18 protein-coding genes and 1 other annotated feature are annotated in these 17,230 nt (G+C 55.8%); of the genes, 10 read left to right on the top strand and 8 right to left on the bottom strand.

The features are described from left to right. Positions 1 to 229 precede the first annotated feature (229 nt). The 4 genes from KQI26_RS12555 to KQI26_RS15805 all read left to right on the top strand — a co-directional run bounded on the left by KQI26_RS12555 (position 230) and on the right by KQI26_RS15805 (position 5,951). Complete coding sequence (locus tag KQI26_RS12555; protein ID WP_216504678.1) at positions 230 to 3,211, top strand: phosphodiester glycosidase family protein; 2,982 nt, start codon at positions 230 to 232, stop codon at positions 3,209 to 3,211. Positions 3,212 to 3,422: 211 nt separating this feature from the next. Beyond that, positions 3,423 to 3,782, top strand: coding sequence for a FeoA family protein (locus KQI26_RS15810; protein ID WP_216504677.1), 360 nt, complete (start codon positions 3,423 to 3,425; stop codon positions 3,780 to 3,782). After that, entirely contained in the window at positions 3,779 to 5,782 is a 2,004-nt protein-coding gene (feoB, locus tag KQI26_RS12545; RefSeq protein WP_216504676.1) for a ferrous iron transport protein B, read from the top strand. Before KQI26_RS15810 ends, feoB begins: the two co-directional genes overlap by 4 nt. A 4-nt stretch (positions 5,783 to 5,786) precedes the next feature. Beyond that, positions 5,787 to 5,951, top strand: coding sequence for a FeoB-associated Cys-rich membrane protein (locus KQI26_RS15805; RefSeq protein WP_371744152.1), 165 nt, complete (start codon positions 5,787 to 5,789; stop codon positions 5,949 to 5,951). Positions 5,952 to 6,098: 147 nt separating this feature from the next. Here the strand turns inward: KQI26_RS15805 and KQI26_RS12540 are convergent, their stop codons facing one another. The 8 genes from KQI26_RS12540 to KQI26_RS12505 all read right to left on the bottom strand — a co-directional run bounded on the left by KQI26_RS12540 (position 6,099) and on the right by KQI26_RS12505 (position 10,391). After that, a complete protein-coding gene (locus KQI26_RS12540; protein ID WP_216504675.1) occupies positions 6,099 to 6,416 on the bottom strand; it encodes a hypothetical protein in 318 nt (105 codons plus the stop codon). Between the two features lie 238 nt (positions 6,417 to 6,654). After that, positions 6,655 to 7,290 (bottom strand): S-layer homology domain-containing protein, encoded by a 636-nt coding sequence (locus KQI26_RS12535; protein ID WP_216504674.1) that lies wholly within the window; start codon positions 7,288 to 7,290, stop codon positions 6,655 to 6,657. A 150-nt stretch (positions 7,291 to 7,440) separates the two neighbouring features. After that, positions 7,441 to 7,692, bottom strand: coding sequence for a spore coat protein (locus KQI26_RS12530; protein WP_177614327.1), 252 nt, complete (start codon positions 7,690 to 7,692; stop codon positions 7,441 to 7,443). A 16-nt stretch (positions 7,693 to 7,708) separates the two neighbouring features. Next, the gene (locus tag KQI26_RS12525; RefSeq protein ID WP_216504673.1) at positions 7,709 to 7,897 is read right to left on the bottom strand and encodes a spore coat protein; all 189 of its coding nucleotides are present in this window, start codon (positions 7,895 to 7,897) and stop codon (positions 7,709 to 7,711) included. Positions 7,898 to 7,911: 14 nt separating this feature from the next. Further along, the gene (locus KQI26_RS12520) at positions 7,912 to 8,502 is read right to left on the bottom strand and encodes a hypothetical protein (RefSeq protein WP_216504672.1); all 591 of its coding nucleotides are present in this window, start codon (positions 8,500 to 8,502) and stop codon (positions 7,912 to 7,914) included. 88 nt (positions 8,503 to 8,590) lie between these two features. After that, on the bottom strand, positions 8,591 to 9,178 hold the full coding sequence (locus KQI26_RS12515; protein WP_216504671.1) for a hypothetical protein: 588 nt from the start codon (positions 9,176 to 9,178) through the stop codon (positions 8,591 to 8,593). A 12-nt stretch (positions 9,179 to 9,190) separates the two neighbouring features. After that, on the bottom strand, positions 9,191 to 9,583 hold the full coding sequence (locus KQI26_RS12510) for a type II toxin-antitoxin system PemK/MazF family toxin (RefSeq protein WP_371744151.1): 393 nt from the start codon (positions 9,581 to 9,583) through the stop codon (positions 9,191 to 9,193). Between the two features lie 229 nt (positions 9,584 to 9,812). After that, a complete protein-coding gene (locus KQI26_RS12505) occupies positions 9,813 to 10,391 on the bottom strand; it encodes a hypothetical protein (protein ID WP_216504670.1) in 579 nt (192 codons plus the stop codon). 121 nt (positions 10,392 to 10,512) lie between these two features. Beyond that, positions 10,513 to 10,732: a binding site (T-box leader), on the top strand. Between the two features lie 78 nt (positions 10,733 to 10,810). Between KQI26_RS12505 and pheS the strand changes: the two genes are divergently transcribed. The 6 genes from pheS (at position 10,811) to KQI26_RS12475 (ending at position 17,193) form a co-directional block, all read left to right on the top strand. After that, positions 10,811 to 11,830 carry a phenylalanine--tRNA ligase subunit alpha gene (pheS, locus tag KQI26_RS12500; protein WP_216504669.1) on the top strand — a complete coding sequence of 340 codons (1,020 nt, stop codon included), beginning with the start codon at positions 10,811 to 10,813 and terminating at the stop codon, positions 11,828 to 11,830. A gap of 20 nt (positions 11,831 to 11,850) precedes the next feature. After that, positions 11,851 to 14,253 carry a phenylalanine--tRNA ligase subunit beta gene (gene pheT, locus KQI26_RS12495; RefSeq protein ID WP_216504668.1) on the top strand — a complete coding sequence of 801 codons (2,403 nt, stop codon included), beginning with the start codon at positions 11,851 to 11,853 and terminating at the stop codon, positions 14,251 to 14,253. Between the two features lie 163 nt (positions 14,254 to 14,416). Then, complete coding sequence (locus tag KQI26_RS12490; RefSeq protein WP_256447882.1) at positions 14,417 to 14,662, top strand: IreB family regulatory phosphoprotein; 246 nt, start codon at positions 14,417 to 14,419, stop codon at positions 14,660 to 14,662. 264 nt (positions 14,663 to 14,926) lie between these two features. Further along, entirely contained in the window at positions 14,927 to 15,229 is a 303-nt protein-coding gene (locus tag KQI26_RS12485; protein ID WP_118428707.1) for a hypothetical protein, read from the top strand. A 29-nt stretch (positions 15,230 to 15,258) separates the two neighbouring features. Next, positions 15,259 to 16,137, top strand: coding sequence for a C40 family peptidase (locus KQI26_RS12480; RefSeq protein ID WP_216504667.1), 879 nt, complete (start codon positions 15,259 to 15,261; stop codon positions 16,135 to 16,137). A 99-nt stretch (positions 16,138 to 16,236) separates the two neighbouring features. Next, positions 16,237 to 17,193 carry a DMT family transporter gene (locus tag KQI26_RS12475; protein ID WP_216504666.1) on the top strand — a complete coding sequence of 319 codons (957 nt, stop codon included), beginning with the start codon at positions 16,237 to 16,239 and terminating at the stop codon, positions 17,191 to 17,193. Positions 17,194 to 17,230: the final 37 nt, after the last annotated feature.

Below are 17,230 nucleotides of genomic sequence, written 5' to 3'. Positions count from 1 at the left end.
CTCATGAGGGATATGGTCTCCTTTCGGGCTGGTTTGGTGTGGTAACTTAACTATAACCCATGAGACCATATCCTTCATAGCTTTTTATTCACTCGTCCAAGATGTATTGTAGCCCTACAAGGCGGCTTTTCTTCCCTGATTTGTGCAGGATATCCTCTTTTATTTTGGTGGTTTTATGGTATGATGGTATCAGACTGTCCCAGCAACCCTTATGATGAAAGGAGATCACATGAAATCCATTACCCGGCGAATTGTCGCCTCTTTTTGTGCTCTGGCCCTGTCGGCGGCCTTCCTGCCGCTTCCAGCCCGAGCGGAAACCCTATCCTATTCCGATTCCTATGATATTGCCAACGGCCTGCGCTATACCGTAGCCTCTTCGGAAAATGGAAGCCTGCGCCAGCAGTCCTTCCGCCTGGAATACACCCCCGGCAGCGATGTGTTCCCCATGGTGGCCTACGGCAGTAAACTCTACGGCAAATCCTCCATCGAGGAAATCGTGGACTATGTGGAAAACCAGGGCCAGAGCGTCTATGGTGCGGCCAATGCGGACTTTTTCGTCCTGTCCACCGGCCTTCCTTCGGGACTTGTGGTCAACAACGGCCGTCTGGTCAGCTCCGACGGCATGTGGAACGCCGTGGGCGTCAAACCCGATGGACGCATGATCGTGGGCGCCCCTCAAATGGCCATGAGCCTCTATTCCTCCATCACCGGCGATTACCCGGTGTACGCTTTGAACAAGCAGCGTTCGGGCGCGGGGATCTATCTGCTCAACAGCGATTTTTCCTCTCAGACCCGCTCCACCGGTACCGGTGTCAATGTGGTACTTACCCCGGTGAATGACGAACCTTTGAAGATCGGCCAGGAGAAACAGTTTGTGGTCACCGCCGTCAACCAGGATGTATCCGGCTCCACCCCCATCGGGGACAATGAATACATCCTCACCGCCAGCAATGCTTACAGCAATCGCGGTTATACCATCTCCTCCCTTCAGGTGGGAGAAACCGTCACCTTCAAAGCCAATGTATACAACGAAGACTTTACCGATGTAGTCTATGCCTGCGGCGCTGGAGATATGGCCGTTAAGAACGGCGTGATGCAGTCGGGCCTTTCCTCTTCCAGCAATCCCCGCACCCTTCTGGGTGTTCGCCCGGATGGCAGCGCCGTGGCCCTAGTGGTGGACGGCCGCCAGGAGATCAGTCAGGGCATGAGCGTGAAAAACGCCGCCCAGCTTCTGTTGAACAAAGGCTGCACCAATGTGGTCAACCTGGACGGCGGCGGCTCCTCTGCTGAGGTGGTGCGTCAGCCCGGCTCCAAGGAAACCGAAGTGGTCAACAGTCCCTCGGACGGCTCTTTGCGCAAGTGTGCCAACTATCTCCTCTTTGTCAACACCGCCGCTCCCACTGGAGAAGAAACCGGTGCTTTCGTCTATCCTCACAGCGTAGCCACCCTGTCCGGCGCTCAGGTCTCCCTGGGGGCCAACACCTTTGACCAGCATTATTATCCTGTGTCCTCCTACTATTCCGGTTTCCGGGTGACCTCTCCCACGGAGCAGGTCCTGGAGGGCAATGTATTCACGGCCCCTCAACAAGCAGGAGAATACCTGATCTCTCTGGATCATGAGACCGCTGCTTCCATGCCGGCCTCCATCACGGTTTACCAGCAGCCCGACCGGGTGGTGGTAAAGAACAAAAGCGGCACTACCGTCACCTCTCTGTCCATGGATGTGGGAGGATCCATCGATCTGGATATCGATGCCTATGCCCAGTCCCGTATTCTTTATGAACAGGACAACCTATTCACTTGGCAGGTAACGGGCAACGCCGGTACCATCACCCAGGACGGCGTATTCACCGCTTCCAAAACAACCGGCGCTTCCGGAAACATCGTCATCTCCCACAATGGCTTCTCGGTGTCCATTCCGGTGCGGGTGGGCAAAATGCCCTCCATTCTGGAAGATTACGAAGACGATGTGACCTATTATGCTACAGCGGACACCCAGGACATCTCGGCCAGAGCCCAGGTGACCCATTCTTTGGATCAGGTGCGTTATGGCAGCGGCGCTCTGTCCATGACCTATAAAGGCGCCTCTTCCATGGACAAGGCCCACGCCGCTGTCTTTACCGCCGCTTCCTCTGCCAAGCTCTCCGGCGCCAAGAACCTCACCTTCTACGCCAAAGCATCGCCGGGCAAATCCATGTATATCAATTTCCTCACCAGCAGCGGCTCCACGGTGCAGCGGGCCTTCTATGCCGGCGAGGACTGGACCCTGGTCACAGTGGAAGTCCCCTCGGGTGCTACCGCTGTCAAGGGCTTCAGCACATCGGTATCCCCCGGCCAGTCGGGCAACATCTACATCGACCAGCTTGTGGTGCATTATGCCGCCGCTCAGCCCGATGTAACTCCGCCGGAGATCACCATGCCGGAGAGCGTCACTTCTCAGGCCTTCTCCGCCACCGTCAAGGATGCCACCGGCTTTGCCATTTCCTCTGGAAACATCTCCCTGACCTATGACGGAAAAAACTGCAACTTTACTTACAACAGCCAGACCGGTGCTCTCTCTGCTACTTTGCCGGAAAACATCGGCGGCCTGCATCGTCTGACGCTGGAAGCCACCGATTCCTTTGGCAATATCGCCCGCAAAAGCATGACTCTGGGCACTTCCGGCGGCACCACTCCCTATGAGGATATGAACGGGCACTGGGCCCAGGATTATGCCGAATTCCTTCGGGTTCAGGGCATCTTCTCCACGGACAGCCAGTTTATGCCTCAAAACAACACCACAAACGAAATGGCTGCCACTTTGCTTTCCCGATACCTGGGTATCGACACCGATGACTACGCCGATGTAAAACTGCCCTATACCGACGCTTCCCAGATCTCCGATTGGGCGCTGCCCCATGTGAAGGCCCTCTATGCCCAGGGGATCATGATCGGCAGCACCGACGGCAAGGGCAATTCGGTGTTCCTGCCCTCTGCTCCGGTGAGCCGGGCCCAGGTGATGACCCTTCTGGGCCGCACCCTGGAGCGTGGCTATGCCTATTCCAATGTGAGCTTTGATGATGCCGGAGATATCCCCGCCTGGGCTTCGGACCATGTGAAGATCCTCTCCTCCCTGGGTATCGTTCAGGGCTATGGCGGCACAAACTCCCTCAAGCCCCTCAATTCCATCACCCGGGCGGAGTTTGCTTCCCTGCTCTTTAAACTTTACTAAGCGATCTCCCCTTTTATCCCCCTGGCGGAACCCATCCGCCAGGGGGCTTTTCTGTATACTATATCGGTTTCCCTCCCCCCTTTTCTCCGGGGGATTGTGCGATATTCCGCTTGACGGAAATAGGCACAGCCATTAGAATGTTTACAAAGGCTAACTCCATGGGAATCTATGTTTTCCCATTTGATTTTTACCAAAAAGAGGGGGAATCTTCATGACATTGGATCAACTGCCCATCGGCGATACCGCCGCCATCACCTTTGTGGGCGGCGAAGGAGCTCTGCGCCGCCGGCTGCTGGACATGGGCCTGACGCCCAAAACGCTGGTCTCCATCCGCAAAACCGCCCCGATGGGAGATCCCATCGAGCTTCATGTCCGCAGTTACGAGCTGACCATCCGTTTGGATGATGCCCGCACCATTACCGTTTGTCCCCTGCCCCAGCAATTCAGAGAAAAGGACTGCGACAGCTGTTCCCGCCGTGAAAAATGCGACTCGGTGCCCTCCTTTACCCCCTCGCGGCACCACGGACACCGCAGTGAAAATCCGGCGGCAAAGGAGGAAGCATCGGTATGAAACTGGCACTGGCCGGCAACCAGAACTGCGGCAAAACCACCCTTTTCAACCAGCTCACCGGCAGCAATCAGCATGTGGGCAACTTTCCCGGCGTGACGGTGGACCGGAAAGACGGCATCATCCGCGGCCATGAAGATGCGACGGTGGTGGATCTGCCGGGAATCTATTCTCTTTCCCCCTATACCGCTGAAGAGATCGTCACCCGGGATTATCTGCTGAAGGAAAAACCAGACGGCATCATCAACATTGTGGACGCCACCAACATCGAACGCAACCTGTATCTCACCATGCAGCTGATGGAACTGGGCATCCCTATGGTGCTGGCCCTGAACATGATGGATGAGGTACGGCAAAACGGCGGCTCGGTGAATGTATCCAAACTGTCCCAGGAATTGGGGATTCCCGTGGTACCCATCACCGCCAGCAAAAATGAGGGCGTCAGCGAGCTGATCGATGTGGTGCTGCGCACCGCTCAACAGCGCCAAAAACCCAAACGGCTGGACTTCTGCCAGGGCGCTGTACACCGGGCCATCCACTCGGTGAGCCACATGATCGAGGACCATGCCGCCGCCATCGGTGTGCCCTCCCGCTTCGCCGCCACCAAACTGCTGGAAGGCGACGAACCCATGATGGCCCAGTTGTCCCTCTCCCCCAACGAGCGGGAGCTGATCCAGCACTCGGTGGAAGAAATGGAAGAGGAAAGCGGCATGGACCGCAACGCCGCTTTGGCCGATATGCGCTACACCTTCCTGGATGAGCTGTGCGCCGGTACGGTGGTACGGCCCCATGAATCCAAAGAACACCAGCGCTCGGTGCGCATCGACCGCCTTCTCACCCATAAGTTCCTGGCCATCCCCATTTTCCTGGGGATCATGCTGCTGATCTTCTGGCTGACCTTCGGCCTGGTGGGCTCCTTCCTCAGCGATCTTCTGTCCCTGGGCATTGACTGGGTCACAGACCTGGCCGACCGAGGGCTCACCGCTTACGGCATCAATCCGGTGGTCCACTCTCTCATCATCGACGGCGTGTTCGCCGGCATTGGCAGCGTACTGTCCTTTTTGCCCATCATCGTCACCCTGTTTTTCTTCCTCTCTTTGCTGGAAGACAGCGGTTATATGGCCCGTGTAGCATTTGTGATGGATAAACTGCTGCGGAAGATCGGCCTGTCCGGCCGCTCCTTCGTGCCCATGCTCATCGGTTTCGGCTGTACGGTGCCCGCCGTCATGGCCACCCGCACTCTGAGCAGCGACCGGGATCGGAAAATGACCATCCTGCTCACTCCTTTCATTTCCTGCAGCGCCAAGTTGCCCATTTACGGCGTGTTTACCGCCGCCTTTTTCCCGGAATACGGAGCGCTGGTGATGATCGGCCTGTATGTGCTGGGGATTCTGCTGGGCATTCTCTCCGGCCTGATTCTGGGCCGTACCGCCTTCAAAGGCAATCCGGTGCCCTTTGTGATGGAACTGCCCGCCTACCGTCTCCCGGCCCCCAAAAGCGTGGTGCGGTTGGTGTGGGATAAGGCCAAGGACTTTATCACCCGGGCCTTTACAGTGATCTTCCTGGCCACCATCATCATTTGGGTGCTTCAGACCTTCGACAGCCGGATCAATGTGGTGTCCGACAGCAGCCAGAGCCTTCTGGCCCAGATCGGCCGGCTCATCGCTCCGCTCTTTGCTCCTCTGGGCTTCGGCAGCTGGCAGATGTCCACCGCCCTTCTCACCGGCTTCACCGCAAAGGAAGCGGTGGTCAGCACCCTGACTGTGCTCACCGGCTCTTCCATGGCCACTCTGCCTCAGACCCTTTCCGGCGCACTGCCCCTCCCTGCTGCTCTGGCCTTCCTGGTGTTCACCCTGCTCTATACTCCCTGCGTGGCAGCCATCGCCGCTGTCAAGCGGGAAATGGGCGGCGCTAAAAGTGCTTTGTTCGTGGTGTTTTACCAAACCGCTGTGGCTTGGGCTGCCGCCTTCCTTGTCTACCGGCTGGCTCTGCTGATCTGGTGATCCTATGGGATTCGGCGATATTCTTCTCCTACTGCTTTTGGCATTCTGTGCAGTTCTGGCCTTCCGAGCCATCCGCCGGGGCCAGACTTCTTGCTCTTCCGGCTGTTCCGCTTGTCCCATGGCCGGAAAATGCCATAAACCGCAAAAACATAAAAGCAAGCAAAAGTAAAGTCATTCATCATAATAAAAGACCCGACGCTTGGCGTCGGGTCTGAGCGTGTCGAAAAAGTGGCTTAGGCCACTTTTTCGACACGCTCATGGGAGCAAGCAAATGCTTGCTCCCATTTTATTTCATCTGTTTGGAGACTACGGCACATTATTGACTGAGACGATGCCGCAATTCGTCCATACGGGCATATCCGGCGTCGTCTTCCACATCGGCTGACAAAATCTCCATGACGGCCACGATGTCCTCTATCTTCTCCTGACTTTTCTCCGGTGCCAAAACCAAACTTCCATAAACCTCATTGCAGAAAGTGAAGTTCGTCGCCTTATTGGTGTCCTCCACCAGCATATGATAGGCCGTCTGGAAAGCCCGGAACTCCGCTACTCCATACCAATAGCTACTGCTATGCCCTGTCTTTTGATATTCCACAAATTCTTCATAGGCATTGGCGGCGCTCATCTGGGCCATCTGCCGCCGCTCTTCCCTGCGGCCCGATTCCCTTCCATACCATATACCAAAAATCGCCCCGCATAAAGTACACGCCACAAGCAATGGAATATACCATCTCTTTTTCATGCGAACCTCACACAGCTATGGCTTTCAATTTCATAATTGCTCTTTAATTACCCGATGCATCTTCTCCGGTGCCCTCACCCGGATTTTGGCCATCGGTATTATCCTCGCCTTCATCCGGATTGGGATCAGGCTAATCATCCAGATTCACATAAAGACGGCGGGCCATGGCAGCGGCTTCCGCCCGGCTGGTGGGGGCAAAGGGATCGAAAGTTCCATCCTCCCGACCTGTCAGCAATTTGGATGTATACATGGCCTTTACCGCATCCAATGCCCAATCGCTGATGGAGTCGGCATCCGAATAGGGCAGGACGGTATTGTCATTGCCATAGATAATGCCCATGCTTTTGAGGAACTGATAGCTCATGGTAGCCATCTGCTCCCGGGTAACAGCGCCGTTGGGGTCAAAACGACCATTTCCCACACCGGATGCAACGCCCATACGATGGGCCCAGTTCACGGCCTGGGCATACCAGGCTCTTTCGGCCACATCCTGAAAATCGCTGCCGGGATACCGGCTCAGCTGCACATTGCCCACCCGGGCCAAAATGGAAACAAACTCCGCACGGGTCAGCGTATCCTCGGGATGGAAATTGCCGTCCTCCCGGCCCTGGAGCAAGCCCCACTGGCTGGAATACAGAATATCCAGATATGCCCAATATTGATCATTTACATCCCCATAGGGCAGGCTATATGCTTTGGCCGGCGCCGAAGAGGCCGCCAAAGTCAGGGCCAAAGCGGCCGCTGTCATTCTTGTTCCCCATTTCATGCTGTGATCCTTCCTTTCCACAGAGACAGGCCCTCTGGCCCTTGATTGAATGGATTCATTCTACACTATCTTCTCCCTTTTTTCAAACAAAATGGGCAAAAAGAAAACCGGACTCCGGGGATATTCCCAGGAGTCCGGCAAAGAAAACAATCAGTTCTGGCTGTTCAGTTCCGCAATGGCCTGCTGCACAGCCTGGCTCGAAGCCTGCTGCACCGGATACCAGCCCCGGCTGTTCATTCCGGTGAAAATGTCGTTCTGGATCTCGTGCTCGTCCCGCAGCAGCTCCATCATAGCGCTGCGCAGAGGATTGTGGCAGCATTCCCCTGCCGCCGTATTATACAGGGAAGTCAGATGCTTCTGGGTGTTGAGGGCATTGGTGATGATGATCTGGTCGTTGCACATGGCGCTTTCTCCTTTCTCAGTTTTGCATGAAACGGTACAGAGTGTCATAATGGCTCTGATGGCGGGAGGCGATGCCAGCCAGCATATTTTTCAGCTGGGGATCGGTGCACTGCTGGGCCATCAAACTGAATTGGGCCACTTCGCTTTGTTCTCCCTTCAACTGCTCTTTGAGAAAAGCCAGTTCCTTTGTGGTCAGCTCGGGCATAAGGCCACTTCCTTTCATTGATTTCCCTTCCAGTATTCCCTGGCTTCTTTCACATTATACGCCAAAGAAACCCGGCCCTCTTCGTCGCAGACCACCAGACCATAACGCTTCCCCCCCATCTCCAAGGGCGTCACTTTTTGAAAAAAAGGAGCCAACGCAAAAGGCTGCTCCTTTTCTAGAGGGGCCGCTGCATACCATTGATCCTGGTACCGGCAGACCCTGGCCTTTTCATCGACCAGCAGCTTTCCCAAAAGACTTTTCTCCCAAGGAGCATGGGAAAGATCAAAGGGGCGGAATTTTTCCAAAGGAAAAGGCAGCGGACTGAATCCGGTATATTCCCCGGGCCTGGATCGAAGAATAAAAGCGCCTCTCACTTTTTCCGGCGCAAAATGCCCATCCATCTTTTTTTTCAGGCGGAACTCCCGGCCCTGGGGCAGCATGACTCCGGCCACCAGAACATCCTCATTCTCCTGGTCCAATGCCACCCGGTAGATATACCCCTCCTCTGCGGGGCAGGCGGCCCACAGGGTATACCCCCATCCGTTCTCCCTGCAGGAGACCTTTCCCACCCGCTCTTCTCCCAGCCACAGATCCCATTGCTCCATGGGGTCTCCCCCTTTCCCTCCATCATCGCCGCAAAAGAAAAAGCCTTCTGCACACCATTGTATGCAGAAGGCTTTGAAACCATGCGTCTCAGCCGATGGTATAGGTTCCGTCCACCAAAACGGTACATTCCCCACTGGCGATAAAACCGCAGCCATCCGTGCCGATGAGATACATATTGTTCTGAAGCACAGACTGTCCATGGGTCAGGATCTCCCCGCTGGACAAGTTGATCATGCCGGAATAGCAGCTGGCCGTGCCCCGGCGCAAAAGCAGCTGGGTTCCCACCCCAGCCTTGATCTGCTGGCCATTCTGAAGGGTGATCATCTTCCAGGTGCTGCTGCCGGAGGAAGAACCAATCTGATCCTTCACCAGCTCCACCACCTGATTGATCACATCCTGGCTCACATTCTGAAGCTGGGAGATCTGGCTTTCCAGCTGGGAACGCACCGAATCCATTTTACTCTGGATATCCGATTTGATGGCCGTCTCCTTCTGGGAAAATACCGAATCGATCCGGGCATTGGCCTCCGGCACCGCTACATCGGTTATGTAGCTCAAGGTCACCAGAGGGTCATCCTGGGAACCATATCCGCCGGCGGCCAGCGCCGTAAAGACTCCGCCCACGGCCAAAACGCACAAAGCGCCCAAAGCCGATACCATAAACTTCCTCTTCATTGCAGTCGCTCCTTATCGCTGGGTACTTTCCTGCCCGCCGCTTCGCAATCCGAAACTGACGGCGATGGCATCATCCACCTGGCCCATCACTTGTTCGTCCAGGCGTCCCATCTTTTCCCGCAGCCGCCGTTTGTCCAATGTTCTCACCTGCTCCAGCAAAATGACAGAATCCTTGGAAAGGCCATAGGTGCGGGCCTCGATCTCAATATGGGTAGGCAGTTTTGCCTTGTTCAGCTGCGAGGTGATGGCCGCCGCGATGACGGTGGGGCTGAACCGATTACCCACATTGTTCTGCACAATGAGAACCGGGCGCATCCCGCCCTGTTCGCTGCCCACCACCGGGCTCAGGTCGGCATAATAAATGTCACCTCGTCTGACATTGGAAGAAAAATGATCCAATTTCACTCACGCTCCGCCGGTAAAAGTCGGTTAAACCGCTTTTTTATTTTTCCACACAAATCCCGGTTTTAATCATCTTGGCCGGAATTTGCACCGGTGGGCGGCGCGCAGTCTCTTCCCCCGCTTGTATTCTATGCAGGCAGGAGCTGGCCGGTGTCTCCCTGAAAAGCCGAACTTATTTTTTAGTGTACCACACTTTTCTTTTTGGAGCAACCTTCCCCATCAAATACCATTTTTATTCTTTCATCGCTGAAAATCCGGAAAATACGGCGTGCATGATCTGATCTCCCTCCAGGAACCATCGGGCACATACCGGCTCCAGAGTGTCCTCCCGCAGCCACACCTGCTTGACGGCCTCCTTGCCGTCGGCCTCCATTTCATAGGTCAGGCTGATGCACTCCTGCCCTTCCTTTTTCTCCCTTCCCCACTGGGTGGGTGCCGCTCCGGCCAGGGTGCGCAGAAGGCCGTCGGTGCAGTCCACAGGAGTAAATCCCCGGATGGGGGCCAGCAATGTATCCAGCTGAACATCCTCAAACTGAAGGGTGGCTCCCCCTTGGCTGATATGACAGCTGACCCCGGCGATCTCCTCCGGAGATACCACAGTACACTGGCTCTCCTCCCCTTCCCAGGACACCGACAGCTCATATTCCATGATCACGCCGGAGTCGGCCGTGACGGTGGCCCCCACCGAGCCCTGGGCCAGGGAGCTATAATATTCGCTCACCTTCTGCTGAGGGCCTTCCTGGCCTTTGCAGCCGCTGAGGGCAAAGAGCAAAACCCACAAAAAGACCCCGATCCTTTTCTTTCGTTTCACCACTTTTTATCACTCTCCACCCTATCTATACGGCGTCCATACCGGTTTATGCCGGAGGGCTTGCAATTTTTTCGCCCTTGTGCTATATATAATAGAGATGTATTTTTACCGCAAACAACTGGAAAATGCGATGAGAAAGAGAGTACCTGCGCCCCCTCCGGCGAGAGAATGGCGGTCACCGGCTGTAAGCCGCCTGCGGAAGAGCGTGGAGAAGTTCACTTTTGAGCACCGGGCTGAACGGAGTAGGCCACGGCGTCCGGCCGCGTTAAGGCTGTGGAGTGCCCGCTTTTTTGAGGCGGGAATCAGGGTGGTACCGCGGAAGCTTGGCTTTCGTCCCTTTTTGGGGGCGAAGGCTTTTTTTATACCTGCCCCTGGCGGCAGCATCAAACCTATCCAAACTCACAAAAGGAGTGCAGAACATGAAAGAGCAGCTCAACCAGATCCTTTCCCAGGCTCTCGGGCAGGTGTCTTCGGTGACTTCTCAGCAAAAGCTGGAAGCGGCTCGGGTAAAATTCCTGGGCAAAAAGGGAGAACTCACCGGCATTTTGCGGGGCATGGGCAAACTCTCCGCCGAAGAGCGGCCGGTGATCGGCCAGCTGGCCAACGAGGTGCGGGCGCAGATCGAACAGGCCATTGAAAAGGCCCAGCAGGACATGGCCCAGCGTCTCATCACAGCCAAGCTGGAAAAGGAACAGATCGATGTGACCATGCCCGGCCAGAAGGTGCTTCTGGGCAAACAGCATCCCCTGAACACCGTGCTTCACGAGCTTTATGACATCTTCACCGGCATGGGCTTTTCCATTGCCGAAGGTCCGGAAGTGGAATACGATTACTACAACTTCGAAGCCCTGAACATCCCCAAAAACCACCCGGCCCGGGATACCCAGGACACATTCTATATCAATGACAACATCGTCCTGCGCACCCAGACCAGCCCCATGCAGGTGCGTACCATGGAGAAACAGCGTCCTCCCATCCGGGTCATTGCTCCCGGCCGCGTATACCGCAGCGACGCTGTGGACGCCACCCACTCCCCTGTGTTCCATCAGATCGAAGGCCTTGTGGTGGACAAGGGTATCACCATGGGCGATCTGAAGGGCACTCTGGAAGTGTTCGCCAAGCGTCTGTATGGCGAGGACACCGGTGTGCGCTTCCGTCCCCACCACTTCCCCTTCACCGAGCCTTCCGCCGAAATGGATGTGACCTGCTTCAAGTGCCACGGCAAGGGCTGCCCTCTGTGCAAAGGCGAGGGCTACATTGAGATTCTGGGCTGCGGCATGGTGCACCCCAAGGTGCTCCGCGGCTGCGACATCGACCCGGAGGTCTATTCCGGCTTTGCCTTTGGCATCGGCCTGGAGCGCATCGTCATGCAGCGGTACAAGATCGACGACCTGCGGCTGTTCTATGAAAACGACCTGCGGTTTTTGACCCAGTTTTAAGTGAAAGGAGCAAGTGGGAAATGAATCTGCCTTACAAATGGCTCAATGACTATGTAAAGATCGACAAAGACCCCAAAACCTATGCCGCCCGTATGACCATGACCGGCTCCAAGATCGAAGGCTGGGAAAGCGCCGCCGATGCGATCGAAAATGTGGTGTGGGGCAAAATCCTCTCCATTGAAAAGCACCCCGACGCCGACAAACTGGTGATCTGCCAGGTGGATGTGGGCGCAAAGCAGGTGCAGATCGTCACCGGCGCCAAGAACCTGAAGGTTGGCGATGTGGTGCCCGCCTGCCTGGATGGGGCCAAGCTCCCCGGAGGCGTTGTCATCAAGAAAACCAATATGCGGGGCGTGGAATCCAACGGTATGCTCTGCTCCTTTGCCGAGCTGGGCCTGACCCACAACGACCTGCCTTATGCCGACCCCAACGGCATCCTGGTGTACCAGAACGAAGGGGAAGAAGCAGTGCTGGGCGAAAGCGTCACCAAGGCCCTAGGGCTGGACGATACCGTCTTCGAGTTTGAAATCACCCCCAACCGCCCCGACTGCCTCAGCATCATCGGTCTGGCCCGTGAGACCGCCGCTTCCTTTGAGCTGCCGCTGAACCTGCCCAATCCCCCGGCCCGGGAAGAAAAGGGCGAAATCAAAAACCTGCTGAAGGTGACCATCGAGGACGCTGACCTGTGCCCCCGTTATTGCGCCGCCATGGCCAAAAACATCAAGATCGCTCCCTCTCCCAAGTGGATGCGGGACCGTCTGCGGGAAGCAGGCGTGCGGCCCATCAACAACATCGTGGACATCACAAACTTCGTCATGCTGGAGTACGGCCAGCCCATGCACGCCTTTGACTACCGGTGCATCGCTGAGGACGCCATCATCGTCCGCAGGGCCCATGCCGGAGAAAAGACCACCACTCTGGACGGCGTGGAGCGGCAGCTGGACGAAAACATGCTGCTGATCACCGATCCCACAAAGCCGGTGGGCATCGCCGGTGTCATGGGCGGTCTCAACAGTGAGATCACCGAAAACACCCAGATGATCGTCTTTGAATCGGCCACCTTCCAGGGCCCCTCCATCCGGGTGACCTCCCGGAAGCTGGGCCTGCGCACCGAGGCATCCGGCCGGTATGAAAAGGGCCTGGACTGCGAAAACACCATGCCGGCCCTGATGCGGGCCTGCCAGCTGGTGGAAGAGCTGGGAGCCGGTGAGATCATCACCGGTGTCATCGACGCCTACCCGGAGAAAAAACAGGTGCGCCAGCTGCCCCTGGAGCCGGAGAAGATCTGCCGCTTCCTGGGTGCTCAGATTTCCGAAGAAGACATGGTCCGCTATCTGCGGGACCTGCAGTTCACCGTGGAAGGCCGCACCATCACTGTGCCTTCCTGGCGGGACGATGTGGAGACCATGGCCGACATCGCCGAGGAAGTGGCCCGGATCTATGGCTATGACAAGATTGAGCCCACCCTCTTTGCCGGTACCACCACCCAGGGTGGCCTCACCCCTTACCAGCAGTTCGAGCGGGATCTGTCGGGGGCCTGTATGGCCGCAGGGTATAACGAAGTGATCTCCCTGTCCTTCCTCAGCCCCAAGGCCTTTGACAAACTGCGCCTGCCGGAGGATTCTCCCCTGCGCATGGCCACAGTGATTTCCAACCCCTTGGGCGAGGACCAGAGCCTGATGCGCACCACTCCCCTGCCTGCCATGCTGGAGATCTGCGCCCGCAACTACAACCGCCGGGTTCCCGCCGGACGGTTCTTCGAGCTGAGCAAAATCTATCTGCCCCAGGTAAAGGACGGCAAGGCCGACCTGAACACCCTGCCCGACGAGCGTCCCCAGCTGGTGATGGGTCTTTATGGTAACGGTGATTTCTTCACTTTGAAGGGCGCTCTGGAAGCCATCTTCCAGCAGCTTTCCATCCATCATATCGAGTTTGTGCCCTGCACAGACGATCCCTCCTACCATCCGGGCCGCACCGCCGCCATCATGGCCGGCGAACAAAAGATCGGCACCGTGGGCCAGGCCCATCCCCTGGTGATGCGGGAGTACGGCCTGGGCAGCGAGACCTATCTGTGCCAGGTGGATCTGCCTTCCCTCTTCGGGCTGGTGGACCGGCGGAAGGAATACAAGCCCCTGCCCAAGTTCCCCGCCGTTACCCGCGACCTGGCTCTGCTGTGCGGCGAAAAGCTGCCGGTTCTGGCTTTGGAAAAAGCCATCCGTCAGGCGGCCGGCGATCCTCTGGAGCATCTGGAGCTCTTCGATGTATACCAGGGCGAGCAGGTGGAAACGGGCAAGAAGAGCGTAGCCTTCTCCCTAGCCCTGCGCTCCCCCGACCACACTCTCACCGACAAAGAATCGGATGAAGTGATGCAGCGTGTGCTGGATGCTCTGGAAAAAGAGTGCGGCGCTCTGATCCGCCGCTGAGCAAGCCATATTCAAAGACCGGCTCTTTTATAGAAAGAGCCGGTCTTTTTTCTTTGGATGCCAGGATTTCCTCCTGTCTTCGCCTTTACATTTGCCCCAAAACTGTGTATAATGGGCTATGGGTTTCATTTGGGATACACACCCACAAAAGGAGGGCACCAACTTGTTTGACGGAACACGAAAATTTGCCATCACGGATGACTCTGACAAAGAGATGAAGCGCATCCTCACCGCGGTGTATGACGCTCTCCGGGAAAAGGGTTACAACCCCATCAACCAGATCGTGGGCTACATCCTCTCCGAGGACCCCACCTATATCACAAACCACAACAACGCCCGCAGCCTGATCCGCCGCATTGACCGGGACGAGCTGCTGCAGGAACTGGTACGCCACTATCTCAACGATTGATCCATGATGGGTCTCAGCGAGGGCTCCTGTCCGGCCAGGCAGGAGTCCTTTTGACGCCTATCATGCGTTTTCCCGCATAACAATGCACATTGATAACAAAATACCGCCTTTGCCTTTTGCCAATTTATTGCATTTTGTACCTCCAAACCCCTTGGACCCCAACAGGTTACAAAAAAGCAACAGAATTTTTGTTTATCTTTTGTAACTATTTTGTTTGACATTTGTTACTCTTTTGATATAATAATTACTGTCGGAGGTAAGCACATGACGACAAAGAACACAACAGCGCAGTGGCCCCTCACTTATAAGGGCCGCCCTTTGATGAGAAAAGACGACACGATCTACTATGGCAGCATGACGGAAAAATACATCATCATGCTCAAGGTTCTGGAGAGCGCCAAAAACAAGGACTTGCCTGTGGGCACCAAAGTCCGGGTGGAACTCCAGCTCACCGACCCCGACATTTCCGCCACAGATAAGGTCGTAAAATCCACCGAGAAAGACGGGCTTTACAATGCCATGGACATCGCTTCCATCTGGCTGGAACGGGCGCTTCACCAGAAGTAATCCGTCTTTTGCAACCATAGGAGGTACAAATGCTTTACGAAGGTATCAAGGTTTTGAAAACGGCTATGACTTCCGCGGCCCTGGCCGTGACCGTCATGGCCACCGCTCAGGCCGCAGAAGTCAAGGGCGGCATTGTGGACACCACCACTTCCCTGAATTTTCGCAGCGGTCCCTCTCAGTCGGCGTCGATAATCGATAGTCTGTACGACGGTTACAGGGTATGTATTCTCGGCGTTGAGAACGGCTGGGCCAGCATCACTTGCAATGGCAATCCCGGCTATGTGAGCGCCGAATATCTGGATGTTCTGGATGTGATGGATGTGAACGGCGGCGGCGCCAAAGTCACCGCTTCTTCCCTGAATGTCCACTCCTATCCCTCCACCAGCAGCACCGTGCTCACCCAGATTCCTCAGGGCACTGTGGCCACCATCGACGGTGTCAACCGCGGCTGGTACCGGGTCACTTACAACGGTGTGCAGGGCTACATCAGCCCCGATTATGTGGAAGTGGTTCCTGTAACCCAGACTCCTCAGTCCACCGTCACATCTGTGACCAGCGGCATTGTGGATTATGCCAAGCAGTTCATCGGCACCCCGTATGTTTACGGCGGTTCCTCCCCCAGTGGCTTTGACTGCTCCGGCTATACCAGCTATGTGTACAAGCAGTTCGGCATCACCCTTCCCCGCTCCTCTTCGGCTCAGTACAATTATGTGACCAAAGTCAGCCGCAATGAACTGAAGCCCGGCGATCTGGTGTTCTTCGGAAACGGCAGCGTCAGCCATGTGGGAATGTGCATAGGCAACAACCAGTTCATCCATTCCCCCTCCCGCGGCAAGACTGTGTGCATCGAATCCATGAGCAGCAGCTATTACACCAGAAACTACATCGGCGCTGGCCGTGTATTCTAACAATTAAAAATCTGATACCTTTTAAAAGGGCGCCGGGAAACCGGCGCCTTTTCTTTCTATCTGTTTCTTTTTTATTCCACCTACGAAGGGAGTGTTCCTATGTCCCAAAAACAAAAGGCTTTGCTTTGTCTGCTGGCCGCCAATGTAATTTTTGGCTTCAGCTTTCTTTTTTCAAAAATCGCCTTTTCCCAAACCAGCCCCATGATTGCCCTGTCCATCCGTTTTCTGTTGGCCTTTGCTCTTTTGAATGTGCTGGTTTTGTGTAAAGTGGTGCGCCTGCGCATCGACGGACAGGATATCCGCAAACTGATCCTGGTCAGTCTGCTGGAGCCCACTTTGTATTTTATCTGCGAAAGCTATGGCATTAAATGGACTTCCACCTCCTTTTCCGGAGCGGTGATCGCTCTCATCCCAGTAGCGGCCATGGCTTTGGGCGCCATCTTTCTCAAAGAAAAACCCACTCTGCTGCAAACCCTTTCCATGCTCTGCTCTATTGCCGGCGTGGTCCTCATATCCGTGTGGGGGCAAAAGGGCGGCACGGTCACACTGCCTGGTTTTCTCCTGCTGATCGGTGCTGTCATCAGCAGCGCCTGCTATACCTTGCTCACCCGGAAGTATTCTCAGGATTTCACCGCCTTTGACCGGACCTATGTGACCTTTGCAGTGTCCTCCTGTTCCTTCGTGTTGCTGGCCATTGTGGAAAACCGGGGTGAGCTTTTCCATCGCACAGCCCAGGCCCTGTCCTCCCTCTCTTTCTGGGGAGCCATTCTGTATTTGTCGGTGATCTCTTCGGTGGTAGCCTTCCTGATGATCAACTACGCCCTGACCCATATCAGCGTCACCATCACCGCTTCTTTCAGCAATCTCACCACCGTCGTATCGGTGCTGGCCGGCGTGCTGCTGCTCCATGAACCCTTTTCCATATTGCAGGTCATTGCCGTTGCTTTGATTTTGCTGGGCGTTTACGGGGTCAACAAGCTGGGGGCTCGACCCGACGCTCCCCAACAGGAACAAATGCACAGTCCTTCCACCCTTGAGCAGGAAAGCGATTCGTGATACAATAAAATTTGCCAATCCATTTCCCAAGGAGGTC

The sequence above is a fragment of the Intestinimonas sp. MSJ-38 genome, from assembly GCF_018917925.1.
Lineage (GTDB): Bacteria > Bacillota > Clostridia > Oscillospirales > Butyricicoccaceae > Pseudobutyricicoccus.
This window is presented reverse-complemented; position numbering and strand designations above follow the sequence as displayed.